Below are 24,936 nucleotides of genomic sequence, written 5' to 3' on the forward strand. Positions count from 1 at the left end.
CCTGCTGACCGTGCTTTCCCCCGCCAAGCGGCTCGCCGAGCCGCCGCTGGCCCTGCCCGAGGGCCTCGCCCCGACCCGCCCCGCCTTCACCGCCGAGGCGGCCGAACTGGCCGAAGTGGCCCGCGGCCTGACGGTGGCCGGGCTGCGCAAGCTGATGCATATCTCGGAACCGCTGGCCGAGCTGAACCGCGACCGTTTCGCCGCTTTCGACGCGGCCGACACGCCGGAGGCCCCGGCGGTGGCGTTGTTCGACGGCGACACCTATGCCGGGCTGGAGGCCAAGACGCTGGACGCCGACGCGCTGCGTTGGGCGCAGGGTCACCTGCGCATCCTGTCGGGGCTCTACGGTCTCTTGCGCCCGCTCGACGCGATCCGGCCCTACCGGCTGGAGATGGGCAGCCGGCTGGCCAATCCGCGCGGCGCGACGCTCTACGATTTCTGGGGCGACCGGGTGGCCGAGGCGCTGAACGCCACGGCGGCGGAGACCGGCAGCACGGTGCTGATCAACTGCGCCTCGGTGGAATATTTCACCGCCGCCGATCGCGCTGCGCTGAAGCTCCGGGTGGTGACGCCGACCTTCCTCGAGGACCGCGGCGGAGAGCGGAAGATCGTCAGCTTCTGGGCGAAGAAGGCGCGCGGGGCCATGGCGCGCTTCATCGCCGAGAACCGGCTGACCGAGCCGGAGCAGATCCACGGCTTCACCGCCGGCGGCTATGCCCATGAGCCGGAGCTGTCGGAGCCGGATCGCCCGGTCTTCCTGCGGCAGGGCTGAGCTGGCTCAGTCCACCGGGCGGATCAGCTTGCGCTCCAGCACCCGCAGCACCACGTCCAGTTCATGGCCGCGGCGCAGGATCTGGCCATCCATGCCGACGACCGCATACATGCCCTGCTTGCCGCGCAGCCGCGGCCGCTTCTCGATCCGGTAGAGCGGATGTTCGGCGGTGCGGCGGAACACCGAGAAGACGGCGATCTCGCGCAGGCAGGACAGGCCATAGTCGCGCCATTCGCCGCAGGCCACCATCCGGCCATAAAGCGACAGGATCATCCCGAGTTCGCGTCGATCGAAGCTGACCTGTTCCGGGATCTGCGGGGCGAAGGGGATCGGGGGCTGAACGGTCATGGGTCGAGCTTACCGGGTTCGGACCGCAAAGCAAGCCCGGCTCCCGCCGCAATCCCGCCGCCGAATGACCGCGAGGCCACCCTACCCGCGCCGCCATCGCCCCCTGACGGGGCGCGTAGCGAGTGCCCCGCCGGCAGCGGCGCGGTCCGGCCCCCACCGGCCGCTTCCCTGCCGGCCCGTTCAAAGCCCCTGCCGCAGTCCCGAGGCGGCGGGGGTCTAGCCGGGGAAACCCTCGGCGGCCTTCAGGATGCCGGTCTCGAAGCCGCGCCAGCTGCTTTGCACCGCGTTCAGCCGCTTCAGCGTCGCCGGGTGGTTCGGGTCGAGCACGCCGAGCCGCACCAGCAGCGCCGCGATCGCCGCCTCGGAGGCGCGGGTGCCGCCGTCGACGATCTTCAGCGCGATCCCGAGCTTCTGCTCGGGCAGGATCGCCACGAAGACCGCCTCGGCCCCGGTCTTGATCGTCACCTTGCCGCGCATCGCCCGCATCAGCTCGGTGCAGGCCCGGCCCTCGCCGGCGACCAGCTCCGGGAAGGCCGCCATCGCCCGGGTCAGCCGGAAGGCCGCCTGCTGCCGGGCGTCGCCGCCCTCCTCCGCCGCGGCGAAGAAGGCCATCGCCCGCGCCAGACCATGCACCGTGGTGGCGAAGTTCGGCGCCGAGCAGCCGTCGATGCCATAGCCGGGGCTGGATTCGGCGGTGACCTCCTCGAAGGCGGCGCGCACCGCGCGCTGCACCGGGTGGTCGGGCTCGATGTAGTCGGGCCCGCCCTTCAGGTGGCGGTTCAGCATCAGGAAGCCGGTGTGTTTGCCCGAGCAGTTGTTGTGGATCTGGCAGGGCTGCTCCTGGCCGCGGATCAGCCGGTCACGCTCCTCGACATCGCCCGGCCCATGGCTGCCGCAGCGCAGGTCCGGCTCGGCGAGGCCCAGATCGGCCAGCCAACGACCGACGAGGCCGGTATGCAGCGCGGCGCCCTGATGGCTGGCGCAGGCCAGCGCCAGCTGCGCCTCGCTCAGTCCCGCCCCGGCGCCGCTTTCCAGAAGCGGCAGCGCCTGCAGCATCTTGCAGGAGGAGCGCGGGAAGATCAGTTGCTCCGGCTCGCCCCAGGCCACGACGATCTCGCCCGCGGCGTTGCAGATCACCGCATGGCCGAGGTGGCTGCTTTCCAGCATCCCCCCGCGCCAAAGCTCGACCATTGGAACCGGACCTGACATGACGACCCCCTCACGGATGCGCGATTTTCTGCCCATGGGGCTTTCATGAACGACGTTCTTTGCGTTAAAGAGGGTTATCGAGTTGAAACGGCCTGCGCTACAGGAAAAGCTCGCTTTTTAAAGCGACGTAGATCGGGCAGAGGCATCTGACAGCTGGAGGCTGTAACGACATGAACACCTGGAAAGGGCGCGTCCTCGCCGGCGCAATGACCGCACTGGCCGGGGTTGGCTCGGTCAATGTCGCGCTGGCGCAGGAATCGACCAACCGCGTCGCCACCAAGACCGACTGGAGCGTGTTCACCGAGGCGTCGCCGAAGGAATGCTGGGGCGTGTCGAGCCCGAAGCAGACGGCGAACACCCGCGACGGCCAGCCGGTCGACGCGCGCCGCGGCGACATCCTGCTGTTCGTCACCTTCCGTCCCGGCACCGGGGCCAAGGGCGAGATCTCCTTCACCGGCGGCTATCCCTTCGCCCCCGGCTCGACCGTCAGCGTGGCGATCGACGGCACCAGTTTCGAGATGATCACCGATGGCGAATGGGCCTGGCCGTCGAGCACCGGCGACGATGGAGCGATGCTGGCGGCGATGAAGCGCGGCTCCACCGCCGTGCTGACCGCGCGCTCCAGCCGCGGCACCCAGACCAAGGACACCTTCTCGCTCGCCGGTTTCACCGCCGCGATGACCGACGCCGAGGCGCGCTGCAAGTAAGCCGCGGCGCCGCGCAGCCTTCCCGCCCCGGCCTCTGCCGGGGCGTTTTGCATTTCCGTCGCGCTTGACGGTTCCGTTTCGGCCGCTACTCCCTTATATACATCGCCTTGCCCATCCCGAGGACGCCATGACCGTTACCGCCCCAATCACGCAAGACGTGCTGACCCTGCCGCGCAAGCTGCCCACGGGCGGGAAGATCAATATCGTCGGTCTCACCCGCGACCAGCTGCACGCGGCGCTGATCGCGGCGGGCACCGAGGAACGGCAGGCCAAGATGCGCGTCGGGCAGGTCTGGCAGTGGGTCTACCACTGGGGGCTGCGCGATTTCGCCGGGATGACCAATCTCGCCAAGGACTACCGCGCCTTCCTGGCCGAGCATTTCACCATCGAGCTGCCCGAGGTGGTCACCCGCCAGATCAGCGCCGATGGCACCCGCAAATATCTGGTGCGAATCGCCGGCGGGCATGAGGTCGAGACGGTCTACATCCCCGAGGAAGGCCGCGGCACGCTCTGCGTCTCGAGCCAGGTCGGCTGCACGCTGACCTGCTCCTTCTGCCATACCGGCACGCAGAAGCTGGTGCGCAACCTGACCGCGGGCGAGATCGTCGGCCAGCTGATGCTGGCGCGCGACGATCTGGGCGAATGGCCGGAACGCGGCGCACCAAAGGACGAGACGCGGCTGGTGTCGAACCTCGTGCTGATGGGCATGGGCGAGCCGCTCTACAATTTCGAGAATGTGCGCGACGCGATGAAGGTGGTGATGGACGGTGAGGGGCTGACCCTGTCGCGCCGCCGGATCACGCTGTCGACCTCGGGCGTGGTGCCGGAGATCGCGCGCACCGCCGAAGAGATCGGCTGCCTTCTGGCCGTGTCGTTCCACGCCACGACCGACGAGGTGCGCGACCGGCTGGTGCCGATCAACAAGCGGTGGAATATCAAGACGTTGCTGGATGCGCTGCGCGACTATCCGCGGCTGTCGAACTCCGAGCGGATCACCTTCGAATATGTGATGCTGCGCGGGGTGAACGACAGCGACGCGGATGCGAAGCGGCTGGTCAAGCTGATCGCGGGAATTCCGGCGAAGATCAACCTGATCCCGTTCAACGAGTGGCCGGGGGCGCCCTATCAGCGCTCGGAGCCGGAGCGGATCGCCGCCTTTGCCGACATCATCTACAAGGCGGGTTATGCCTCGCCGATCCGGACGCCGCGCGGGGAAGACATCATGGCGGCCTGCGGTCAGCTGAAGTCGGCGACGGAACGGTCGCGCAAGTCGCGCGCCGAGATTGCCGCAGAGGCCGGATTGTAACCGGCCTCACTGCGGCAGAAGGATCAGGCGCGCGCGGCGGCTTCGGCGGCGATGTCTTCGATCTGGCCGCGGCAGATGCCGATGTCGGCGAGATCACGGTCGGACAGGGCGTTCAGCTCGTTGCAGACCTGACGGTAGGCGCTGTTGCGGCGGGCGACCTGCGGGTCGATGGCGAAGGCCGCGCGGATCGCCTCGAACAGGCTGAACGGGCGGAGCGGGAGCGAATTGGCATAGGCCATGGTCTTCATCTTTCTCTGGCTGAACTTCTTTTGCTCCCTGAAAATAGGCGGTAAACCGCCTCGTTTCATCAGACGATGCGGGAATGCCGCAATGCGGCGAACGCATGGCTTGCCCCCGCACAACTGTCACAGATAGCCGCGCACCAGTGCGCCCGAGATCAGGCTCCAGCCATCGGCCACCACGAAAAAGGCCAGCTTGAACGGCATCGAGACGATGGCCGGCGGCACCATCATCATCCCCATCGACATCAGCACCGCGGCGACCACCAGGTCGATGATGAGGAAGGGCAGGAAGACCAGGAAGCCGATCTCGAAGGCGCGCTGGATCTCCGACAGCAGGAAGGAGGGCACCAGCAGCGACAGCGGTGCCTGCAGCGGCGGCCCGGTCTCACCCGGTCGCAGCGCCTGCAGCGTCGCGAAGGTGTCGAGGTCGATCCGCCCAGCCATGAAGCCGCGGAACGGCCCGAGGATCAGCGGCAGCGCCGCCTCGAACTCCAGCTCGTTGCGGCCGAGCGGCGCCACCCCGCGGGTCCAGGCCTCGGTGAACACCGGGTCCATCACGTACCAGGTGAGGAACAGCGCCAGGCTGACGATCAGCATGTTCGGCGGCGACTGCTGCAGGCCGATGGCCTGGCGCAGGATCGACAGCACGGTGACGATGAAGGGAAAGCAGGTGACGGTGACCGCAAGGCCCGGCACGAGGCTGAGCAGGGTGATCAGCACCAGAAGCTGCAGGCTTCGGGTAGTGAGCGAGCCGTCGTCGCCGAAATCGAAGGGCAGACCCTGAGCCAGCGCCGGGCCGGCGAGGCCGAAAAGCACCAGGGCCAGCAGCAGCCGGCGCATCACAGCCCGCCCCGCAGATTGGCCACCTCGGTCAGCCGCACCGCCAGTTGCCCGGCCTGATCGCCCTCCAGCTCGGTCAGCTCGCCCCGGGCGATCAACCGGTCGCCGACGAAGAGCTCCACCGGGTCGTCGACCCGCCGGTCCAGCGCCAGCACCGCGTCGCGCTGCAGCCGCAACAGGTCGCGGACCTGCGGCCGGGCCTTGCCGACCGAGATGGTGATCTCGATCGGCACCTGGCTGAAGGGATTGGGGTCGGTGTCATCCATGGCGACGCTCCAGTTCGGTCGGATCGAAGAAGCCGCGCAGGGCGGCGGCGATGTCGGCAATGGCGCGGTCGAGGTCGATCCGCGTTTCGGTGTCGCCGATCCGCAGATGCACCTGGCCCTCGCCCAGCGTCGGCTCCTCGACGAGGGTCAGCGGCAGGCCGGTCGCCTCGCCCAGCAGCGCCTCGACGGCCGGCCGCGCCGCCGGGTTGAGGACGAGGGTCAGCGGCCGCTCCGCCATCTCCTCCGCCAGCGGCATCAGCACCTCGAGCACCAGCGGGGCCAAGGCCTCGCGGGCCAGCGCCGGCAGCAGATGGGTCGCGACCTCGACCAGCAGCGGCTCCACCGCCCGCAGCACATGCACCCGCGCCTCGTGGAAGGTGAAGCCCAGCGCCTGCAGGTTGCGCCCCAGATCCGCCTTCAGCCGCGCCTGATCCGCCGCCTGCGCCGCCATCGCGTCTTCCCAGCCCGCGCCGTAGCCCTGCTCATAGGCGGCCAGCCGCGTCTCCTCCGCGGCGGCATCAACCGGCGCGGCCTCCGCCCGCGGATCCCCGGTCTCGAACACCTCGAGTTGCAGCGCCGCCATCTATTTCTCCCGTTCCAGTTCCATCCAGCCGCGCAGGATCTCCACCGATTCCGTCTGGCGCTCCTCGATCAGCCGCCGCAGCCGCGCCACCGGATCGTTGTCATCCTCCATCTCCATCCCGCCGCCCGACATCATCGGGAAGGCCGGCAGGTCCGGCTCGTCGTCGATCTCGCCGGTCAGCACCCGCCCGGAGTCGCCCTCCCCGTCCGCGAAGCCCGCCCCGGAGGGCGGCGGCAGCGCCGGCAGGTCGGATGCCCCCCGCGCCGCGCCGGTCAGCAGCGGGCGCAGCACGAAGAGCCCGAGGATCAGCGCGACCAGCGCCAGCACCGCAAGTTGCAGCACCGACATCAGGTTGATGCCCCCCATGGCGTCGAGCAGCCCCGGGCTTGCCGCGGTGCCCTCCTCCGGCAGCGGTTCGAAGGCGAGCGAGCGCAGTGTCAGCTTGTCGCCCCGCTCCTCGTCCAGCCCCACCGCCGAGGCGACCAGATCGCGCAGCACGGCAAGCTCCTCCTCCGGGCGCGGCGCCCAGCTGACCGTGCCGTCCTCCGCCGTCGTCTTCACCCCGTCGACCAGCACCGCGACGCTGAGCCGGCGGATCGCCCCCGGCTGGCGCAGCACCTCGCGCTGGGTCTGCGACACCTCGAAATTCACCGTCTCGCGCGTCTCGCTGCTGCTGCTCTTGCCCTCGCCCCCCGCCGCCGCATCGCCCTGCGGCAGGTTCGAGGCGACCGTGACGCCGGGAGCCGGCTGGGTGGCCGAACTGCTGCGCTCCTGCGTCTCCGACGAAATCGGCACCCGGCCCTGCGGGTCGTAGGTCTGCTCGACGATCGATTCGCGCTCGGTCTCCACGTCGAGGCTGACCTCGACCACGGCGCGGCCGGGCCCGACCCGCGCCGCCAGCAACCGCTCGACATTGCGGCGCAGCGCCTCCGCCCGGTCCGGGACGTCGCCGCCCGGCTCCACCTCCTCGCCGAGCCGTACGAGGCCACCGACGCTGTCGACCACCGCCACATCCGCCGGCAGCATTCCCGAGACCGCCGCCGCCACCAGATGCTTGAAGGCCCGGGCCTGCGCCTGGCTCACGCTGCCGCCGGCGCTGGTGACGGTCACGCTGGCCGTCGGCCGTTCGTCGCGGCGGAAGGGCTGCGACGGGGCCTGGGCGATATGCACCCGCGCCGCCCGGATCTGCGGGCTGGCGAGGATCGTCCGGGCAAGCTCCCCCTCCTTGGCGCGCAGATAGGCCGCATCGAACATCTGCGAGGTGGTGCCGAAGCCCGAAAGCCCGTCCAGAAGCTCGTATCCCGCCGCGCCCGCCGCCGGCAGCCCCTGCCCCGCCAGCGTCATCCGCAGCTCGTCGCGCCGCGCGCCATCGACGTAGATCGCGTTGCCCCGAATCTCGAACGGCACCTGCTGCTGTTCCAGCGCCGTCACCACCTCCCCCGCCGCCGCGCTGTCGAGACCGGCGTAGAGCAGCGCCATCGACGGCGCACTCGCCATGCGCGACAGGCCGAGAACCGCCAGGAACATCGCCAGAGTCGCCCCGAGCACGATCACGCGCCGCCGGGCGTCCATGGCATTCCAGAGCGAAAGCAGATTTTGCACGCGGCCTCTCCGAACGGGGGGCTTCTGCCCCGGCTCTCCCCAGAAATGCCGGATCGGGCTTAAGAATCGGTTAGGAGGAACGGGTCTATAGATCGGACGGCAGAGCTGGAGACGATCATGGACGCCGTCGACAATGCGCAGGACGAAGCCCCGAAAAAGCGGTCGAAGCTGCCGCTGATCATCGGCGCGGTGCTGGCGCTGCTGCTGGGCGCCGGCGGCTTCTACGCCACCTGGTCGGGGCTGATTCTGGCGCCGGCCGAGGATCATGCCGCCGAGCCCGAGGTCTCGCCATTGCCCGACCTGTCCTTCGTGCCGATCGATCCACTGGTGATCAGCCTCGGCAGCGGCTCCGCGATGTCGCACCTGCGCTTCACCGCGCAGCTGGAGGTCGAGAAACCGCATGTCGCCGAGGTGACGCTGCTGCTGCCGCGCATCCTCGACGTGCTGAACGGCTATCTCCGCGCGGTCGAGGTCGCCCGGCTGGAGGATCCGGCGGCGCTGGTCAGCCTGCGCGCCCAGATGCTGCGCCGGATCCAGATCGTGACCGGCGAAGGGCGGGTGCGCGACCTGCTGATCACCGAATTCGTGCTGAACTAGGAGCTGCGCATGGAACTGATCGCCGATATCCTCATGGCCGCCGGGGCCTTCAGCGCCTCGATCTACTGCTATGTGCTGGGGCAGCGGCTGCGACGCTTCTCGACGCTGGAGGGCGGCATGGGCGGGGCCATAGCGGTGCTCTCGGCCCAGGTCGACGACATGACCAAGGCGCTGGATCGGGCGCGCGGGGCCGCGACCGGCTCCGCCACGACGCTGGAGGCGCTGACCCTGCGGGCCGAGGCGGCGTCGGCGCGGCTGGAGCTGATGCTGGCCTCGCTGCACGACCTCCCCGAATCGCGCCCGGCCCCCCGCCCCGAGGACGAGGCGGAGCGGCGGCTGCGCTTTGTGCGACGGCGGCGCGAGGTGGCGGAGGCCGAGCCATGAGACGACGCGGCGCGGTCGCGATCCTCGCCCTGCTGCTCGCCTCCTCCGGCGCGCTGCGCATCGGGGCCGAGGTCGGCGTCGCCCTCGCCCGCGCACCCGACGCGCCGGCCCCCAGCACTGGGCCGGACTGCCCGGAGCCGCCCGCCGCCCTGGCGGAGGCGCTCCGCCAGCGTGAAGAGCAGCTGGCGGCCGAGGAGGCGGCGCTGGAAGAACGCAAGGCGGCGTTGGCGCTGGCGGGCCAGGCCATCGACGCCAAGCTGGCCGAACTGGCCGCGGCCGAGGCCGCCCTGTCGGAGACCCTAGCCCGGGCCGATGGTGCCTCCGAGGGCGACCTGACCCGGCTGACATCGGTTTACGAGACCATGAAACCCAAGGACGCCGCTGCGCTGTTCGAGGCCATGGCCCCGGAATTCGCCGCCGGATTCATCGGTCGGATGCGGCCTGACTCCGCCGCCGCCGTGCTCTCCGGCATGAGCGCGGAGGCCGCCTACAGCATCAGCGTGCTGCTCGCCGGCCGCAATGCGCTGGTCCCCAAGGAATGAGCAGGTTTCTTAACCCGGCGCGGCGATGCTGTGCCCCGGCAGGGCGCCGCAGGAGACGAAGATGATCGGGATAATCGGGATTGCCGTGATCTTCATCATGGTGTTCGGCGGCTACGTGCTGGCCGGCGGCAAGCTCGGCATCATCATGAAGGCGCTGCCCTTCGAGATGATCATGATCGGCGGCGCGGCGGTCGGGGCCTTCCTGCTGTCCAACGACGGGGCCTCGGTCAAGCAGGCGCTGAAGGATGTCGGCAAGGTCTTCAAGGGGCCGCAATGGAAGCCCGCCGACTACCGCGACCTGCTCTGCCTGCTGTTCGAGCTGATCCGCATCGCCCGCGTCAACCCGGTGGGGCTGGAGGAGCACATCGAGAACCCCGAGGAATCCTCGGTCTTTGCCCGCTACCAGAAGATCAAGCACGACCACGAGGCGATCGAGCTGATCTGCGACACGCTGCGGGCCGCCTCGATGAACTACGACGATCCGCATCAGGTCGAGGAGGTGCTCGACAAGCGGGTCGACAAGGCCCAGACCCACGCGCTGCATTCCAGCCACGCGCTACAGAGCATGGCCGATGCGCTCCCCGCCCTCGGCATCGTCGCCGCCGTGCTCGGGGTGATCAAGACCATGGGCTCGATCGACCAGCCGCCGGAGATCCTCGGCAAGATGATCGGCGGCGCGCTAGTCGGCACCTTCCTCGGCGTCTTCCTCGCCTATGGCATCGTCGGCCCCTTCGCGACGCGGGTGAAGGCGGTGGTCGAGGAGGACGCGCATTTCTACAACCTCATCCGCGAGGTGCTGGTGGCCAACCTGCACAACCACCCGGCCAACATGTGCATCGAGGTGGGGCGGCAGAACACACCGCACAACGTCCGGCCCAGCTTCACCGACCTCGAAGAGGCGCTGCGCGCGCTGAAGCAGGAGGCAGCATGAGGTGGCTCGCGCTCCTGCTGCTGCTCGCCTCGCCCGCGGCGGCCCGCGACGCGGCCCTGCGCAGCGGCGAACATTCCGGCTTCACCCGCGTCGTGGTCGAGGACCCGGGCCTGGAGCAGTGGCAACTGCGCCGCAGCGCCGATGGCTATATACTGCGGATCACGCCCGGCGACGTCCGCTTCGATCTGCGCAGGATCTATGACAAGATCCGCCGCAATCGGCTGGCGGCGATCTCGCCGGACCCGGAGACAGGCAACCTGAACCTGCGGCTGGGCTGTCGCTGCCACGCCCGCGCGCAGGAGATCCGGCCCGGCGTCCTGGTGATCGACCTGACCGATGGTCCTCCTCCCGCCGATTCGCCTTTCGAAATCGCGTATCAGCCCGACCCTGTTCCGGCGGTGGCCGATGTCACACCGGCGCCGCAGCCTCCAGTTCCGCCGCCCGTCTATGACTACAACTGGCGCGAGCCGAAGCCGCCCGCGCCCGCTGCCGAGCTTCCGCTCGAGGATCCGGCGCTCAGCCTGATGCGCCAGTCGCTGCTGGAACAGCTCAGCAGAGGAGCCGCCGCCGGTGCCGTCGAGATCGCCCCATCGGTTCCGCCTCCCGAAGCCGATTCCATTGAAACACCCGGGTCGCTGCCCCAGGTCCGCATCGGCGAGACCCCCGGCTTTGCGCCGCAGACCAGCGAGCGTCCGCCTGATCAGTTGACCGGCAGCGGAGTCGATTGCATCGCCGACGACAGGCTGGATCTCGGCAGCTGGGGGACCGACAGTTCAGTCGCGGAATCAATCTCGACCGTGACCGGCGGGCTGACCGGCGAGTTCGACCGTCCCGATCCCGAAGCGGTGCGGCGTGCGGTGCGCTACGCCCTCCATCTCGGCTTCGGGGCCGAGGCGCAGCAGATCCTTCGCAGTTTCGCGGTCGAGGATGCCGAAAGACCGCTCTGGGAAGCGCTCGCCGCCATTCTCGACGGGGAGGCCGGAGCGCCCGAGGTGCTGCGCGGCATGGCGACCTGCGATACGGCGGCGGCGCTCTGGGCGGTCCTGGCGAATCCGGCCTCCGGCGATCCGCCGCAGGTCGCCGCGATTCAGCGCGCCTTCTCGGCCCTGCCACCGCATCTGCGGCGACATCTCGGTCCGCGTCTGGCGCAGATCTTCCTCGACAGCGGCGATATCGCCACCGCGCGCGGCCTGCGGGACGCGATCGCCCGTGCCCCCGGCGCGCCGGGCCCTCAGGTCGCCATCATGCAGGCCAAGCTGGAGATCGCGGAAGGCGATGCCGAAGCAGGGGAGCAAGCGCTGACCATCCTCGCCGCCGAAGCCGGACCCGCCGGCCCCGAGGCGCTTCTTGCCATGGCCGAGCAGCAGATCTCGGCAGGCGCCGAGGTCTCGCCGCAGACGGTCACCGCTCTCGCGGCGCTGCTGAAGGAAAACCGCGGCGCTGCGGATGAGCGCCGCATCGAAAGTGCGCATCGGCGAGCCTTGGCGGCCTCCGGCGAGATCGACGCCGCCTTTGCCTTGCTGGCCCCCGGAGCTGAAGACGCCCTGCTTTGGCAGATGCTGGCCGACAGAGGCGGCGACGGAAGCCTGCTGAGCCTGGCAGTCCTGCCGGAGGACGCAGCACTGCCCGACCTGCCGGTCGCGGTGCGCCGGAAGATCGCGACGCGTCTGTCCGACCTCGGCTTGGCCCCAGCGGCAGCGCGATGGCTTGGACCCGCCGGGAGCGAGGCCGACCAGTTGCTGGCCGCACGGGTGGCCCTGAAGCAGAAGGACGGGCAGGCGGCGCTGCAATCGCTTGGCGATCTCGGTTCAGCCGAGGCCGCGGCTCTGCGTGGTCAGGCGGCGCTGCAATTGGGCGACATGGCAACCGCAGCTACCGCCTTCGGCGAGGCCGGCGATTCGCTCGGGCAACTCCGGGCGTCGCGCCGCGCCGAAGACTGGCTTGCGATCGCGCGGACCGACGATGAAGCCTGGAAGGCCGCAGCCGGGCTTCTGGCCCCGGAGCAGGATCCGGCTCTGCCCGTGGCCTCTCCCGACGCAGCCGCCGGGACGACGGAGCCCGCAGGTCCCCTGGCGCGTGGGCGCGCCGTGCTGGCCGGGAGCGCCGCAGCGCGCGAGGCGCTGGCAGCGCTGCTACAGCAGGTCCCGGCCGCAGCTCCCTGATCGCGCTTACGGCTTGGAAAGGTCCCGACTGTAGACTGACGCAGCCGGTCGGAAACCGGAGGAGGGAGAATCCCGGATGATCGTCCTGGAAAAGACATGTACGAGCCGGTTCCGGCTGGCGCTCTTCCTTCTGATGCTCGCCACCGCCGTGTCGGCGATGGCGCGCTCGGCGGATCCCCCCGGCCTCTGCGAAGCCGCGGCGTTCCGCGCCGCGCGGCAGACGGAGGTGCCAGTCGCCGTGCTGCACTCCCTCGCCCTGACAGAAACCGGGCGATCCCTGGGGCCGGAGCTGCGGCCCTGGCCCTGGACAATCAATGTCGCGGGTGAGGGACACTGGTTCGCCACCCGCGCCGAGGCCGAACATTTTGCCTCGGAGACGTTGCTATCCGGGCAGGACAGCTTCGACGTCGGCTGTTTCCAGATCAATTACCGCTGGCATGGGGAGCATTTCAGCTCCCTCCGCGAGATGTTTGATCCCGATGCGAACGCGCTCTACGCCGCCCGGTTTCTCCAGACCCTCGACGCCGGGGCGGAGGATTGGAGTCGAGCGGCGGGAGCCTATCATTCGGCCGTCGCAGATCGGGCCGAAACCTACCGTGCGCGGTTCGACAGGATCCTGGCCGATCTCGGTAAAGGAACTCCATCCTCGCACCTGCCGGCCAGCACCGGTTTCCCCTTGCTCCAGCCCGGCGCAACGGGCTCCGGCGGGTCGGTGGTGCCGGTGGCTCACGGTGCGTCGCTGCCTTTGATCGGGTATTGATATGGCGGGAAGCCCCTTCAGCCGCGACGGGCTGTTCCAGCCGACGGTGCTCCTCGCCCTCGCCCTGATGGCGATCATCGTGATGATGGTGCTGCCGGTTCCGGCTTGGGTGCTCGACCTGGGCCTGGCGCTATCCTTCGCCTTGGCGATCCTGGTCTTCACCGTCACGCTGTTCATCGAGCGCCCGCTGGATTTTTCGGCCTTCCCGATGATCCTGCTGGCCTCGCTGATGCTGCGGCTGTCGTTGAACATCTCCTCCACCAAGCTGATCATCGGTCAGGGGCACACCGGCACCCAGGCAGCCGGCCATGTGATCGAGGGGTTCGCCAGCTTCATCATGAATGGCAGCGTGCTCCTGGGCGTGGTGATCTTCTGCGTCCTGCTGATCGTGAACTTCCTGGTGATCACCAAGGGTGCGGGCCGGATGGCGGAGGTCGGGGCCCGCTTCGCGCTGGACGGCATGCCGGGCAAGCAGCTGGCGATCGACAGCGACATGGCGGCCGGGGCGATCGACCATGCCGAGGCCAAGCGACGACGCGAGCGCGAACTGGCGGAGACCAATTTCTTCGGCTCGCTCGACGGGGTGTCGAAATTCGTGAAGGGCGACGCGATCGCCGGCCTGCTCATCACCGGGCTGAACATCCTCGTCGGCCTGATCGTCGGGGTGACGCTGCACGGCATGCCGGTCGGCGCCGCCTTCGAGACCTACGCCATCCTCACCGTGGGTGACGGCCTGGTCAGCCAAATTCCCGCGGTGATCATTTCCATCGCCGCCGCCCTCCTGCTGGCGCGGGGCGGGGCGACCGGGGCGGCGGACATCTCCTTCTTCCACCAACTCGGCGCCTACCCCGGCGCGCTCGCCACCGTCGCCGCGCTGATGTCGGCCTTTGCCCTGGTGCCGGGCATGCCCTTCCTGCCCTTTATCCTCGCCGCGGTCACGCTCGGCGGCCTCGCGATTGCCGGCTACCGCACCCCCGCACCCTCGCCGGCGCAACCGGCGACGCCGGAGCTGCCGCGCCAGCGCCCCTTGGGCGACGTGCTGGATTTCGATGACATCCATATCGAATTCGCGCCGAACCTCGTCGCCATGGTGCTCGATCCCGCCACCGGGCTCGATTCGCGCATTTCCAACATGCGTACCCATGTCGCCAGCGCCTACGGCCTGATCCTGCCGGAGATCCGGTTGACCGACGAGGTGATGCTGCCGCCCGGCACCTATCGGATCCGCCTGCAGGGGGTGGAGCGGGTGCGGGACCGGTTGATGCCGGAACGGGTGCTGGTGCTGCTGACCGAGGGAGTCGCTGCCCCGCCCGGCATCGACGTGCGCGAGCCGGTCTATGGCGCGCCGGCCCGCTGGATCCTGCCCGACCATCAGGAGGATGCCGCGCTGGCCGGGCTCACAGTGGTGTCGCCCGCCGAGGTGCTCGCCACGCATCTTCTCGAAGTGATGAAATCCAATCTGGCGCGGCTGCTGACGCTGAAAGGGCTGCGGCGGCTGCTGGATGAATTCACCAACCTAACCGACCGCGCCCGGGCGGAAAGCAACCGCCGCCTGCTGGACGAGCTGGTGCCCGACAAGGTGCCGATCGACCTGCTGCTGACCGTGCTGCGCCTGCTGCTCGATGAGCGGGTCTCGATCCGCAACCTGCCACTGATCCTCGAGGCGATCGCAGAATCGCGCGGGCTCGGCGCTGCGGAACTGGTCTGCGAGCATGTGCGCCAGCGGCTCGGCTTCCAACTCGTCGCCGAGTTGAAGCGAGAGGATGGCACCATCCCGCTGATCCAGCTGGCGCCGGAATGGGAGAAGACCTTCGCGGCGCATCAGATCGATGGCGACCGCGGGCTGCGCGATGTCGCGCTGCCGCCCGAGGCCTTCAGTCGTCTCGCCAATGCCATCGCCGAACGGCTGAACCGCGCCGCCGAAGCCGGCGCCTATCCGGCGCTGGTCACCTCGACCCTGCGCCGCCGCTTCCTGCGCACCGTGATGACAGCGCGCAACCTGCCCGCCCCGGTGCTGTCCTACGAGGAGATCGGCACCGAGGCGCGGCCCTCGATGGTCGGGCTGGTCCCGGCATGACTCCGGCGGTCCTTGCCCCGCTGACCGGCCTGACCGAGCAGCTGTTCTGGGCCAGCCTGCTGGTCTTCCTGCGGATAGGGGCAGTGATGAGCCTGCTGCCGGCCTTCGGCGAGCAGTCCGTGCCGCAGCGGATCCGCCTCGTGCTGGCGCTCGGCTTCACCCTGATCGTCGCCCCCGCCGTCGCTGCCCCGCCGCCGGCACAGGGCCTGCTGCCGCTCGCCGCCGAAGTCGTGATCGGCCTCTCGCTCGGCATCGGGCTGCGGCTTTTCGTGATCGCCCTGCAGATGGCCGGCGCCGTGGCGGCGCAGGCGAGCTCGCTGTCGCAACTCTTCGCCGGAGCCGCGCCGGAGCCGCAGCCGGCCATCGGCAACCTGCTGATCTCCGCCGGTCTCGCCCTCGCCGTGATCGCCGGGTTGCATGTCCGCGTCGCGGAACTTCTCATCCTCTCCTATGACATGCTGCCGCTGGGCGTGCTGCCGGGCACGGCCGACCTCGCTGATTGGGGCCTGCATCAGGTGACCCGGGCCTTCTCGCTCGCCTTCAGCCTCGCTGCACCCTTCGTGGCGGCCTCGCTGATCTTCAACATCGCACTCGGCGTGATCAACCGCGCCATGCCGCAGCTGATGGTCGCCTTCGTCGGGGCCCCCGCCCTGACCCTCGGCGGGCTCGCCCTGCTGGCGGTGGTCACCCCGCTCGGCCTCGCGATCTGGATCGAGGCGTTGAACGCCTTCCTCGCCGCGCCGTTCCAATGACCGAGGAGGCGGCGGGCGAGAAGCAGCACGATCCCTCGCAGAAGCGGCTGGAAGATGCGCGCAACAAGGGCCAGATTGCCCGCTCGCCCGATCTCGCGGCTGCAGCCGGTTATGCCGGGCTGCTGCTCGCCGCCTCGGCCTTCGGCGCCAGTTCCCTGCGGCAGGCGGGCGAGGCAGGCATGACCCTGCTTTCCCAAGCCGACCGGCTGGCCCCGAACTTCGGAGCGGGCGGGGCAGCGGCGCTCTCCGGGGTGCTGCTGACTTATGCCGCGGCCGTGGCGCCGCTGTTCCTGCTGCCGGCGCTGGCCGCGTTCGCGGCGCTTTTCGCGCAGAATGCGCTGCTTTTCACCGGCGAGAACCTCCTGCCGAAGCTGTCCCGGCTCTCGCCGGTCGAGGGGCTGAAGGGGCGGTTCGGGCGGCAGGGGTTGTTCGAGTTCGGCAAGACCTTCGTGAAGCTCCTGCTGATCTCGGGCCTGCTCGGCCTCCACCTGGCCCGGCATGGCGACGAGATCCTCGGCACGCTCTATCTCGACCCCGGTCTCGCCATGGCCGCGCTGATGCGGATGCTGCTGCAATTCATGCTGGTCATCGTGATCCTCTCGGCGGTGATCGGCGGGATCGATTACCTCTGGCAGGCGCTGGAGCATCTGCGCCGCAACCGCATGTCGCGCCAGGACCTGATGGAGGAAATGAAGGGCGCCGAGGGCGACCCGCAGATGAAGGCGCAGTGCCGCCGTCGCGGCTACGACATCGCCACCAACCGGATGCTGACCCAGGTCGCCCAGGCCGATGTGGTCGTGGTGAACCCGACCCATTACGCCGTGGCGCTGAAATGGACGCGAGGCCAGCGGCGGGCGCCGGTCTGCCTCGCCAAGGGCGTCGACGAGATCGCGCTGCGCATCCGCGAAGCCGCGGCCGAGGCGGGGGTGCCGCTGCACCATGATCCGGCGACGGCCCGGGCGCTCCATGCCTCGGTGAAGCTCGGCCAGGAGATCCTGCCCGAGCATTACCGCGCCGTCGCCGCGGCGATCCGCTTCGCCGAGGCGATGCGGCGCAAGCGCCGGCGCGACCGATGACCTCTCGCGCCCGGATCGCCCGGCTGGAAGAGATCGGGAAGCTGCTGCTGGAGGTGAAGCTCGCCGAGCTGCACCGCGCCGCCGAGGCGCGGCGGCGCAGCCTGGAACAGCTCGAAGCCTTGGCGATGCGCCCGGCGGAAGACCTCGATCCGGTGACGGCAGCGCAGACCGAGCTGCGCTATCAACGCTGGGCCGAGGCGCGGCGCGCCGAGATCGACCTGCTGCTCGCCCGGCAGACCGTGGACTGGATGAAGGCGCAGGCCGCGGCGCGGCAGGCCTTCGGCAAGACCGAGGCCTTGCGGTTGCTGCGCAACCGGCTGCGCTGAGCCTCAGCTGTCCTGCCGCATGATGTCGACGATCAGCACGTCCGAGACCATCTCGCCCAGAACCGACTGCCCCACCTCCAGCAAGGCCTTGCGCAGCAGCACGAGGTTGGATCCATCGGTGAAGGAGCCGCGGAAGCCGCCGTTGTTGGCATGGTCGAACAGCACCTGCAGCATCGAATCGCGCAGTTTCGGCTCGACCGCGTAGACCTTTTCCGAGCCACCCGTCGTCACCTCAAGGCTGAGCGACAGGATCACCATCGAGGCGACGCGGCCCTCCTCCACCACCGGCACGATGAACTGGTTGTTCAGCTTGACGTAATCCGGCTGCTGCTCCGGCGGCAGCTCGACCTTTTCCGGAGGAGCCTCGCCCTCGGCATGGGCTTCGGCGGGGTCGGGGGCCGGGCGCAGCATCAGGCCGGCCCCGGCGCCGGCGCCAAGCCCAAGAAGCACCAGCAGGAGGGGAAGGATCTTGCCCATGGTCAGAACGGCAGCAGGATGTCGGCGACCTGCTGGCCGAGCCGGGGTTGCTGCATATCGGTGATCTGGCCGCGCCCGCCATAGGAGACCCGCGCCCCGGCGATCTTGTCATAGGTGATCTCGTTCTGCCGCGAGATGTCGGTGGGGCGGACATAGCCGGTCACGATCAGCTCGCGCAGCTCGAAATTCACCCGCACCTCCTGTTGCCCTTCGATCCGCAGCACGCCGTTCGGAAGTTCCTCGACCACCGTCGCCGCCACCCGCAGCGTCAGCTTCTCCTTGCGCTTCACCGAACCGTCGCCGGAAAAGTCCGAGCTGGAGCTGGTATCCACCGCCTCGGCCATGGTCGCCCCCTCCGGCAGCCGCCGGTCGAGCCGCTGCGGAATGCCGAGCAGCGAGGGAATGCCCATCGTCTCGGTCCCCGAGCGGCTGCGGCCGCTGGAATTGGAAATCTCCGCCTTGTCGTCGATCTCGATCACCACGGTGAGAATATCCCCTCGCTGCCCGGCCCGCCGGTCGCCGAGCAGCGAGGTCGTGCCTCCCGTCCAGAGCGAGGAGGCGTCGGTCGGCCCGGAGAGAATGGTGCTTTGGGGCAGCGGCCGGGAGTACATGGCATGGTGCTGGTAGCTGCCCTCCAGCGGCGAGAAGCCGGGAGCCTTGCCGACCTCCTCCAGCCGGGTGCAGGCAGGCAGCAGCAGCAGGGTCAGGATGAGGCGGCGCATGCTCGCGTCCTTCAGCGGGAGGGGCCGACGCGCACCACCCCGTCCGGGTCGATGCGGCCGGAGACGGTGGCGCGCGAGGAGAGATTCATCACGCGGATGACATCGCCGACACCGCCCCGGCCCAGCGCCCGGCCCTCGGCGGTGATGGCGAGGCCGCCTTCGACATAGGACAAGGCGACGCGCTGATTGCGGTCGATGATGGCCGGCGGTCCAAGGTCGGCGGCCCGGATCGGCCGACCGGCATAGAGCGCCACCCGGACCTCGCGCCCCAGCGCCTCCGCCGGATCGGCCAGCACGCCGGGCAGGCTGTCCTTCGTCACCGCGATATCGGTGGGGCCGAGGATGCTCTGCGGCCGGAGCGTCCGGGTGGCGACCAGGCTGTCGGCGCCGGCGACACAGGGCAGCAGCAGGAACAGCAGGAGCAGTCGCATCATTTCACCTGCGTGGTGGCGGCCAGCATCTGGTCGACCGCGGTGATCACCTTGGCGTTCAGCTCGTAGCCGCGCTGCGCCTTGATCAGCTCGGTCACTTCGCGGACCGAATCCACCGAGCTTTCCTCGAGGTAGCCCTGCCGGAAGGTACCCAGCCCGTCCAGCCCGGCGGTTCCGGCGACGGGCGGGCCGGAAGCCGGCGACTCGATGAACAGGTTGGACCCGATCGCCTCCAGCCCCTTCTCATTGGCGAAGGAACTGAGCGAGAGTTGGCCCAACAGCTGCGGCTGCAGCTGATCGCCGAAATAAGCGTATACCTCGCCGGCGGCGTTGATCGCCAGGCTGCTGGCATCGCCGGGAATGGTGATGCCCGGGGCCACCTCATGCCCGTCGGAGGTGACGATCAGCCCTTCTGCGCTGCGCTTCAGCGCGCCGTCGCGGGTGAAGGCGGCGGCGCCGGAGGGCAGCGTCGCCTCGAGATAGCCGCGCCCCTCGATCGCGACGTCGAGATCGCCGTTGGTCTGCGCCAGCGACCCCTGCGCCAGCACCACCGAAACCGAGGAGGGCCGCACCCCCAGCCCGAGCTGGATGCCGGTCGGCAGCATGCGGCCATCCTCGGCGGTCACCGTGCCTGGACGGGCAAGTTGTTGATAATGCAGGTCGGCGAAGTCGGCGCGGCGGGCATTATAGCCGGTGGTCGACATGTTGGCGAGGTTGTTCGCGATCACGTCGACGCGCGTCTGCTGCGCGCTCATCCCGCTTGCCGCGATCTGCAGGGCTTTCATCGCTGCCTCCTACTGGCCAAGGATGCGCACCACCGCGCGCATCCGCTCGTCTTCGCGATCAAGAAAGGCCTGCCCCGCCTCATAGGCGCGCTGCACCTCGATCATCCGGGCGACTTCGACGACAGGCTCCACATTCGAGTCCTCCAGCGCGCCCTGCAGCAGCACCGCGCCCTCCACCGGCTCCAGCCCGCCCTCGGCGCGGAACAGCGTGCCGCCCTCGTGCCGCAGGTCGAGCGGGTCGGCGGGCTGCCAGAGCCCCACCCGACCGAGCGGCGCACCTGCCGCCGAAAGCGTGCCATCCTCGGCCATCGAGAGGTCTCCGGCATCGGGCGGCACGAAGATCGGCGCGCCGCCCTGGTCGAGCAGGCGGTTGCCGGAGGCATCGACCAGCTCCCCCTCGGCGGAGGGGGTGAAGCTGCCCGACCGGGTGAGCCGCTGGCCGCCCGGCGTCTCGATCCGGAAGAACCCCTGCCCCTGGATCGCGAAGTCGAAGGCCGCGCCGGTCCGGCTGATTCCGGCCTGCCTCAAGTCGATCTCGCGCGCGCTGGCGCTGGCCATGGAGAGCGACGGGTCGCTCTCCAGCCGCTTCACAAATTCGCTGAACACCACCCCTTCCCGGCGGAAGCCGCTGGTGGAGAGATTTGCGATGTTGTTGGCCACCACCTGCATCTCGCGCATCAGGCCGGATTGGCGGGTAAGGGTGGCATAGCTTGCAGCGTCCATCTCAGCCCCCCGAAATCAGCGGCACGATCCGCTCGGTGAAGAAGGCGACCAAAGTCGAGGTCATGAAGCTCATCGACACCCAGAACACGATCAGCATCGCCGCCACCTTCGGCACGAAGGTCAGCGTCATCTCCTGCACCGAGGTCAGGGCCTGGAACAGGCCGATGCTGACGCCCGCCACCAGCGCCACCGTCAACAGCGGGGTCGAGAGCAGCACCGCGGTCCAGAGCGCCTGCCGCAGAGTGTCGTAAAGCTGCGCCTCGGTCATCATACCGGCATCCTCAGGATCTCCTGATAGGCCTCCACCACCTTGTCGCGCACCGTCACGGCGGTTTCGATCGCCATCTGCGAGGCGGCGAGCGCCTGCACCAGCGCATGCGGGTCGGCCCGGCCGCTCATCGCGGCGATCGCGGTCTGTTCGCCCTGCGCCAGGGCATCGGCAAAGCTCGCCGCAATCTGTGCCAGGCCTGGCCCAGCTGGCTGCGGCTCGGGCGCCGCGGCCGTGCGGGCCCTTGCATAGGTCTCGGCGGCAATCGAAGTTCTGATGTCCATTCTGGAACTCCCCTATCTGCGCAAAAGCTCGAACAGGCCGGTCGTCATCTGCCTCGCCTGGTCGAACATCCTGAGATTCGCCTCGTAGCTGCGCTGCGCCTCGCGCGCGTCGGCGATTTCGATCACCAGATCGACATTCGAACCGTCGTAATGGCCGGTCTCGTCGGCCATCGGATGGCCGGGATCGTAGATCCTGGTCAGCTCGCTCCGATCCAGCTGTACCGGTCCGGCGGAGACCACGCCGCTGTCCGGATCCGGCGTGAAGGCCACCGTCTTGCGGTGGTAGCCGGGGGTATCGGCATTGGCGATGTTCTCCGAAACATGGCGCAGCCGGATCGCCTGCGAGCGCATGCCGGAGGCGGCCAGCGAGAGGGAGGTGAACAGGTCGCCCATCAGCTGCCCCGTCCCAGGCTGGTGCGCAGCAGGCGCGACGCGCTCTGGTAGATCGCCAGCGCCATGTCGTGCTGCTGCCTCACATCCACCGCCCTGACCATCTCCGCCTCGAGCGAGACGGAATTGCCGTTGGGCGCTTCGGCGCCGCCCGATGTGACAGCCATGGGCAGCGACGGGTCCTGCGCGGACGTCCGGTGACCCGGGCGCGTCACGCGCAAGCGACCTGCCTCGTCATAGGCGGAGGCGAACTCCGGCAGGTCCTGCGCCCTGTAGCCGGGCGTATCGGCATTGGCGACATTGGCGGCGATAACCCCCATCCGCGCCCCCGCATGGGCGGCCATGGCATCGGCCATCTTCAGGATATCTGGCTTCTGAAACACCGGGGCTTCTCCCTCGAGCTGCTTCACCAAGACTTAAGGGCGATTCCTTTAGAAACGGTGATCGGAGAACGAAGGGGGAATCGAATGTCGGAAGTATTTGTCACGCTTCGTTCGGAAATCGCCGGCATCCCCTGGCTGCACCGCATCGGCCGTGTAGCCGAGGTGGCGCAGGGCGCCGTTCGGGTCACCGGCCTCTCAGACCGAGCGGGCCTTGGTGATCGGGTAGAAATTCTCAGGCAGGGCCAGGCGCTTGGCGGCGAGGTCCTGCGGCTGGCGCGGGACGGGCTTACCGTGCTGCCGGACGGGCTGTCGGAAGGGCTGGCGATCGGCGACGCTGTACGGCTGCTGGGCTGCGCCGGAATCGCGCCGGACTCCAGCTGGATCGGCCGGATCGTCGACCCGTTCGGCCATCCACTCGACGGCAGGCCACTGTTTCGCGGCCCGGCGGCGCAACCGCTGCGCCGCTCCGCGCCTGCGGCCGCAAGTCGCCGCAGTCTCGGGCCGCGTCTCGAAACCGGCGTCGCCGTGTTCAACACCTTGCTGCCGCTGGTCCAAGGCCAGCGGATCGGGCTTTTCGCCGGCTCCGGAGTCGGGAAATCCTCTCTGCTTGCGAAGTTCGCCCGCGGCGTGAGCGCCGATGTGGTGGTGATCGGCTTGGTCGGCGAACGCGGCCGCGAGCTGCGCGACTTCACCGAGAAGATTCTCGGTCCTGATGGGATGTCTCGGGCCTGCGTCGTCACCGCGACCTCGGACCAGTCACCCTTGATCCGGCGGCGCTGCGCTTGGGCGGCGATGGCGGTTGCCGAGCATTTTCGCGATCAGGGTCTGCATGTGCTGCTGCTGATCGATTCGATCACCCGCTTTGCCGAGGCGCATCGCGAGGTTGCCTTGGCTGGAGGCGAGCAGGGCAACATGCGCGGCTTCCCGCCCTCGACCGCCCACACGATCATGTCGCTGGCCGAGCGCGCCGGGCCCGGTCCTGAAGGGTCGGGCGACATCACGGCGGTCTTCACCGTTCTGGTGGCGGGCTCGGATATGGAGGAGCCGGTAGCCGATATCCTGCGCGGCGTGCTGGACGGGCATGTGGTGATGGACCGCAAGATCGCGGAGCGCGGCCGGTTTCCCGCCATCGATCTGCTGCGCTCGGTCTCCCGCAGCTTGCCGGAAGCGGCCTCCCCCGCCGAGAACCTGCAGATTGTGGCTGCCCGGCGTCTGCTTGGCGCCTATGACCGGGCCGAGCTGATGATCCAGGCGGGGCTCTACGCCAAGGGGAGTGATCCGCAGGTCGATGCGGCGATCCGGGTCTGGCCCGCGCTGGATGCCTTCCTCGCCGAGGATGCGCCGGACGGCATCGTCGGCAGCTTCCGCCGTCTTGCGGCCTGTCTTGGCAATGCCTGATCAGCGCAGCAGCGACAGCAGGCCGGAGCCCCTGCCCGAGGCCTGCAGCAGTTGCAGCGCCGGCGAGGTCGCCGGGCCCGCAGCGTCGGAGCGCATCAGGAACCGGCGGATCAGCAGCTCCGTCTTCGCCGGATCGGCAAACTGCGCCAAGCTCTCCTCGCCGAAAAGCGCATCAGTCTTGGCCTTCATCACGGTCACCTGCTGATCCAGATTGATGGAAGCGAAGGCGGCAGGCAGCCCAAGAGCCGTCTCGAACACCTTGCGCAGCGGGGCAGACCCCAGCACACCATACCACTTCGTCCTGTCACTGGAGGTCGAGCCGGCGAGCGTCTTCAGCTCCCGCTCGGCATTCAGCGCCAGGCGCATGTCGTCGCGTTGCGCGCCGACCGCCGTCTCGAACCGACGTGTCGCGTATTGCGACAGGATACTGTCGGCGAACCCCGAGAGCTGGGTGTTGGGCACCCCGAGGTCAAAGCCGAAGGCCGCCGCAAGTTTCAGATACTGCTTGTCCGCAAGCTTGTTGGCGAGCGAGGCCGCATCCAGCGTCCCTCCCTCCAGCACTTTACGGATGAAGTACTTGTTGTTGATATCCGCCTCGAGCCCGAAGGCGCCGAGCGACACCGACAGCAACCGTCGGTCGGCGATCAGGTCTTCCGCCGAAGTGACCTTGCCGATCTTCTCCCGGAAATAAGCCTCGTCGCGCCGGGACGAAGGCAGCGCGTTTTGCGCTGCCTGTTGCGCTGGCATCGTCCGCTTCAGGAAGATCCAGCCTGTAATGCCGCCGGAAGGGACGACGGGGGCGAAGCTCATTCCGGCCGCGCGGCAAGCAGCCGCTCCTCCCGGGGCAGCAGGCTGCGCAGGGCCTTCAGCGCCTGATAATACTGATCCTCCATCACCGCCGTCGTCGCCAGCGCAAGCTGCACCCGACTGTCCTGATCGGTCAGCACCTGACTGAGCTGTTCTATCCCGCGCAGCAGTTGCAACCGCGCCTTCGCCGCATCGACATCCCCCGACAGCACCAGCTGGGCGATATAGCAGACGCGCCGCACCGGGGTCGTCACCTCGCCCGGATGAATCGCGTCGCGCAACCTCAGGATGTTGGCGTTCGGCGTCATGACCGCCAGCTTGGAGCGCCGTTCGCCATTCTCGATCACCGCGCCATTGATGAGCACCCGCTCATGCGGACCGAGCTTCAGCACGAGGCCGGTCATCCCCGCCCCCCATCGCCGCGCAGGCCCCGCATCACCGCCGTGTTGATGTCGATCAGCACGGCGATGGAACCGCCCTCCTCCAGCACCTTCAGGCTGTGCTGGTCGATGAAACGGTACAGATTGAACAACTGCGCGCGAAGCTTCCTCGGCAGGCCGTTGTCATTATCGGCCACATCTGCGGCAAAGGTCGCCCAAAGCCTTAGATTGTCCTGAAGCGCAGCGGCGAAGACGACGTAATCCTCGGATCGCTGCTGGTCGGACTGCGAGAGCTTCTGCGTGATTCGGGCGAGCAAGTCGTATTCCACGCCACGCGCGGTGCGGGCGGGGGCCTCGGGCCGGGAGTAGGCGAGGCGGGCCATCTGGGCGGTGGACATGGATCATC

The 24,936-nt window shown here is 69.0% G+C and carries 33 protein-coding genes; 14 read left to right on the forward strand and 19 right to left on the reverse strand.

What is annotated here, in order from left to right; all coding sequences use genetic code 11:
- Position 1: 1 nt before the first annotated feature.
- Positions 2-772: a peroxide stress protein YaaA gene (gene yaaA / locus C5F48_RS04440; protein ID WP_107662705.1), complete on the forward strand. Its 771-nt coding sequence runs from the start codon at positions 2-4 to the stop codon at positions 770-772.
- A 6-nt stretch (positions 773-778) separates the two neighbouring features.
- Here the strand turns inward: yaaA and C5F48_RS04445 are convergent, their stop codons facing one another.
- Both C5F48_RS04445 and C5F48_RS04450 read right to left on the reverse strand, forming a co-directional pair.
- The gene (locus tag C5F48_RS04445; protein WP_107662706.1) at positions 779-1,120 is read right to left on the reverse strand and encodes a DUF2794 domain-containing protein; all 342 of its coding nucleotides are present in this window, start codon (positions 1,118-1,120) and stop codon (positions 779-781) included.
- A 216-nt stretch (positions 1,121-1,336) separates the two neighbouring features.
- A complete protein-coding gene (locus tag C5F48_RS04450) occupies positions 1,337-2,329 on the reverse strand; it encodes an asparaginase (RefSeq protein ID WP_107662745.1) in 993 nt (330 codons plus the stop codon).
- 170 nt (positions 2,330-2,499) lie between these two features.
- On the opposite strand from C5F48_RS04450, the gene C5F48_RS04455 reads away from it, so the two are divergent.
- Positions 2,500-3,036, forward strand: a complete 537-nt coding sequence (locus C5F48_RS04455) for an invasion associated locus B family protein (RefSeq protein ID WP_107662707.1) — start codon at positions 2,500-2,502, stop codon at positions 3,034-3,036.
- Between the two features lie 127 nt (positions 3,037-3,163).
- On the forward strand, positions 3,164-4,342 hold the full coding sequence (rlmN, locus tag C5F48_RS04460) for a dual-specificity RNA methyltransferase RlmN (RefSeq protein WP_107662708.1): 1,179 nt from the start codon (positions 3,164-3,166) through the stop codon (positions 4,340-4,342).
- A gap of 23 nt (positions 4,343-4,365) precedes the next feature.
- Here the strand turns inward: rlmN and C5F48_RS04465 are convergent, their stop codons facing one another.
- The 5 genes from C5F48_RS04465 to fliF all read right to left on the reverse strand — a co-directional run bounded on the left by C5F48_RS04465 (position 4,366) and on the right by fliF (position 7,875).
- Positions 4,366-4,581, reverse strand: a complete 216-nt coding sequence (locus tag C5F48_RS04465) for a DUF1127 domain-containing protein (protein ID WP_107662746.1) — start codon at positions 4,579-4,581, stop codon at positions 4,366-4,368.
- 126 nt (positions 4,582-4,707) lie between these two features.
- Positions 4,708-5,424: a flagellar type III secretion system pore protein FliP gene (gene fliP, locus C5F48_RS04470; protein ID WP_107662709.1), complete on the reverse strand. Its 717-nt coding sequence runs from the start codon at positions 5,422-5,424 to the stop codon at positions 4,708-4,710.
- Positions 5,424-5,690, reverse strand: a complete 267-nt coding sequence (locus C5F48_RS04475) for a FliM/FliN family flagellar motor switch protein (RefSeq protein WP_107662710.1) — start codon at positions 5,688-5,690, stop codon at positions 5,424-5,426. The genes fliP and C5F48_RS04475 overlap by 1 nt, the downstream gene beginning before the upstream one ends.
- Complete coding sequence (locus tag C5F48_RS04480; protein WP_107662711.1) at positions 5,683-6,273, reverse strand: FliH/SctL family protein; 591 nt, start codon at positions 6,271-6,273, stop codon at positions 5,683-5,685. The genes C5F48_RS04475 and C5F48_RS04480 overlap by 8 nt, the downstream gene beginning before the upstream one ends.
- Positions 6,274-7,875, reverse strand: a complete 1,602-nt coding sequence (gene fliF / locus C5F48_RS04485; protein ID WP_107662712.1) for a flagellar basal-body MS-ring/collar protein FliF — start codon at positions 7,873-7,875, stop codon at positions 6,274-6,276.
- Between the two features lie 117 nt (positions 7,876-7,992).
- Between fliF and C5F48_RS04490 the strand changes: the two genes are divergently transcribed.
- The 10 genes from C5F48_RS04490 to C5F48_RS04535 all read left to right on the forward strand — a co-directional run bounded on the left by C5F48_RS04490 (position 7,993) and on the right by C5F48_RS04535 (position 17,482).
- Positions 7,993-8,472 carry a flagellar basal body-associated FliL family protein gene (locus C5F48_RS04490; RefSeq protein ID WP_107662713.1) on the forward strand — a complete coding sequence of 160 codons (480 nt, stop codon included), beginning with the start codon at positions 7,993-7,995 and terminating at the stop codon, positions 8,470-8,472.
- A 9-nt stretch (positions 8,473-8,481) separates the two neighbouring features.
- Positions 8,482-8,856, forward strand: coding sequence for a hypothetical protein (locus tag C5F48_RS04495; protein ID WP_107662714.1), 375 nt, complete (start codon positions 8,482-8,484; stop codon positions 8,854-8,856).
- Positions 8,853-9,398: a MotE family protein gene (locus C5F48_RS04500; RefSeq protein ID WP_107662715.1), complete on the forward strand. Its 546-nt coding sequence runs from the start codon at positions 8,853-8,855 to the stop codon at positions 9,396-9,398. The genes C5F48_RS04495 and C5F48_RS04500 overlap by 4 nt, the downstream gene beginning before the upstream one ends.
- A 61-nt stretch (positions 9,399-9,459) precedes the next feature.
- Complete coding sequence (gene motA / locus C5F48_RS04505) at positions 9,460-10,329, forward strand: flagellar motor stator protein MotA (protein ID WP_107662747.1); 870 nt, start codon at positions 9,460-9,462, stop codon at positions 10,327-10,329.
- Positions 10,326-12,491: a hypothetical protein gene (locus C5F48_RS04510; RefSeq protein ID WP_107662716.1), complete on the forward strand. Its 2,166-nt coding sequence runs from the start codon at positions 10,326-10,328 to the stop codon at positions 12,489-12,491. The genes motA and C5F48_RS04510 overlap by 4 nt, the downstream gene beginning before the upstream one ends.
- A 76-nt stretch (positions 12,492-12,567) precedes the next feature.
- Positions 12,568-13,251: a lysozyme family protein gene (locus tag C5F48_RS04515; protein WP_245941230.1), complete on the forward strand. Its 684-nt coding sequence runs from the start codon at positions 12,568-12,570 to the stop codon at positions 13,249-13,251.
- A gap of 1 nt (position 13,252) precedes the next feature.
- The gene (locus tag C5F48_RS04520) at positions 13,253-15,328 is read left to right on the forward strand and encodes a flagellar biosynthesis protein FlhA (protein WP_107662717.1); all 2,076 of its coding nucleotides are present in this window, start codon (positions 13,253-13,255) and stop codon (positions 15,326-15,328) included.
- Positions 15,325-16,080, forward strand: a complete 756-nt coding sequence (locus C5F48_RS04525) for a flagellar biosynthetic protein FliR (RefSeq protein ID WP_107662718.1) — start codon at positions 15,325-15,327, stop codon at positions 16,078-16,080. The genes C5F48_RS04520 and C5F48_RS04525 overlap by 4 nt, the downstream gene beginning before the upstream one ends.
- On the forward strand, positions 16,077-17,156 hold the full coding sequence (locus tag C5F48_RS04530; protein ID WP_107662719.1) for an EscU/YscU/HrcU family type III secretion system export apparatus switch protein: 1,080 nt from the start codon (positions 16,077-16,079) through the stop codon (positions 17,154-17,156). Before C5F48_RS04525 ends, C5F48_RS04530 begins: the two co-directional genes overlap by 4 nt.
- Positions 17,153-17,482 (forward strand): hypothetical protein, encoded by a 330-nt coding sequence (locus C5F48_RS04535; protein WP_107662720.1) that lies wholly within the window; start codon positions 17,153-17,155, stop codon positions 17,480-17,482. The genes C5F48_RS04530 and C5F48_RS04535 overlap by 4 nt, the downstream gene beginning before the upstream one ends.
- Before the next feature lie 3 nt (positions 17,483-17,485).
- Here C5F48_RS04535 and C5F48_RS04540 read toward each other — a convergent pair whose 3' ends face one another.
- Genes C5F48_RS04540 through C5F48_RS04580 form a run of 9 tightly spaced genes read right to left on the reverse strand, consistent with a single transcriptional unit; the run spans position 17,486 to position 21,945 of the window.
- Positions 17,486-17,959: a flagellar basal body-associated FliL family protein gene (locus C5F48_RS04540; RefSeq protein ID WP_107662721.1), complete on the reverse strand. Its 474-nt coding sequence runs from the start codon at positions 17,957-17,959 to the stop codon at positions 17,486-17,488.
- Between the two features lie 2 nt (positions 17,960-17,961).
- Entirely contained in the window at positions 17,962-18,681 is a 720-nt protein-coding gene (gene flgH / locus C5F48_RS04545; protein WP_107662722.1) for a flagellar basal body L-ring protein FlgH, read from the reverse strand.
- Positions 18,682-18,692: 11 nt separating this feature from the next.
- Positions 18,693-19,112, reverse strand: a complete 420-nt coding sequence (gene flgA / locus C5F48_RS04550; RefSeq protein ID WP_107662749.1) for a flagellar basal body P-ring formation chaperone FlgA — start codon at positions 19,110-19,112, stop codon at positions 18,693-18,695.
- The gene (gene flgG, locus C5F48_RS04555) at positions 19,112-19,897 is read right to left on the reverse strand and encodes a flagellar basal-body rod protein FlgG (protein ID WP_107662723.1); all 786 of its coding nucleotides are present in this window, start codon (positions 19,895-19,897) and stop codon (positions 19,112-19,114) included. The genes flgA and flgG overlap by 1 nt, the downstream gene beginning before the upstream one ends.
- A gap of 9 nt (positions 19,898-19,906) precedes the next feature.
- Positions 19,907-20,620 (reverse strand): flagellar hook-basal body complex protein, encoded by a 714-nt coding sequence (locus C5F48_RS04560; protein WP_107662724.1) that lies wholly within the window; start codon positions 20,618-20,620, stop codon positions 19,907-19,909.
- A 1-nt stretch (position 20,621) separates the two neighbouring features.
- The gene (locus tag C5F48_RS04565; protein WP_107662750.1) at positions 20,622-20,888 is read right to left on the reverse strand and encodes a flagellar biosynthetic protein FliQ; all 267 of its coding nucleotides are present in this window, start codon (positions 20,886-20,888) and stop codon (positions 20,622-20,624) included.
- Entirely contained in the window at positions 20,888-21,172 is a 285-nt protein-coding gene (fliE, locus tag C5F48_RS04570; RefSeq protein ID WP_107662725.1) for a flagellar hook-basal body complex protein FliE, read from the reverse strand. The genes C5F48_RS04565 and fliE overlap by 1 nt, the downstream gene beginning before the upstream one ends.
- A 12-nt stretch (positions 21,173-21,184) precedes the next feature.
- Complete coding sequence (gene flgC, locus C5F48_RS04575) at positions 21,185-21,565, reverse strand: flagellar basal body rod protein FlgC (RefSeq protein ID WP_107662726.1); 381 nt, start codon at positions 21,563-21,565, stop codon at positions 21,185-21,187.
- Complete coding sequence (locus tag C5F48_RS04580) at positions 21,565-21,945, reverse strand: FlgB family protein (protein WP_107662751.1); 381 nt, start codon at positions 21,943-21,945, stop codon at positions 21,565-21,567. Before C5F48_RS04580 ends, flgC begins: the two co-directional genes overlap by 1 nt.
- Before the next feature lie 84 nt (positions 21,946-22,029).
- Here C5F48_RS04580 and C5F48_RS04585 point away from each other — a divergent pair, with 84 nt between their 5' ends.
- Positions 22,030-23,343, forward strand: coding sequence for a FliI/YscN family ATPase (locus tag C5F48_RS04585; RefSeq protein ID WP_107662727.1), 1,314 nt, complete (start codon positions 22,030-22,032; stop codon positions 23,341-23,343).
- Here C5F48_RS04585 and C5F48_RS04590 read toward each other — a convergent pair whose 3' ends face one another.
- Genes C5F48_RS04590 through flaF form a run of 3 tightly spaced genes read right to left on the reverse strand, consistent with a single transcriptional unit; the run spans position 23,344 to position 24,928 of the window.
- A complete protein-coding gene (locus C5F48_RS04590; protein WP_107662728.1) occupies positions 23,344-24,153 on the reverse strand; it encodes a DUF1217 domain-containing protein in 810 nt (269 codons plus the stop codon).
- Entirely contained in the window at positions 24,150-24,554 is a 405-nt protein-coding gene (gene flbT / locus C5F48_RS04595) for a flagellar biosynthesis repressor FlbT (protein WP_107662729.1), read from the reverse strand. The genes C5F48_RS04590 and flbT overlap by 4 nt, the downstream gene beginning before the upstream one ends.
- The gene (gene flaF, locus C5F48_RS04600; RefSeq protein WP_107662730.1) at positions 24,551-24,928 is read right to left on the reverse strand and encodes a flagellar biosynthesis regulator FlaF; all 378 of its coding nucleotides are present in this window, start codon (positions 24,926-24,928) and stop codon (positions 24,551-24,553) included. Before flaF ends, flbT begins: the two co-directional genes overlap by 4 nt.
- Positions 24,929-24,936 lie beyond the last annotated feature (8 nt).

The organism is Cereibacter changlensis JA139 (assembly GCF_003034985.1).
GTDB lineage: Bacteria > Pseudomonadota > Alphaproteobacteria > Rhodobacterales > Rhodobacteraceae > Cereibacter > Cereibacter changlensis.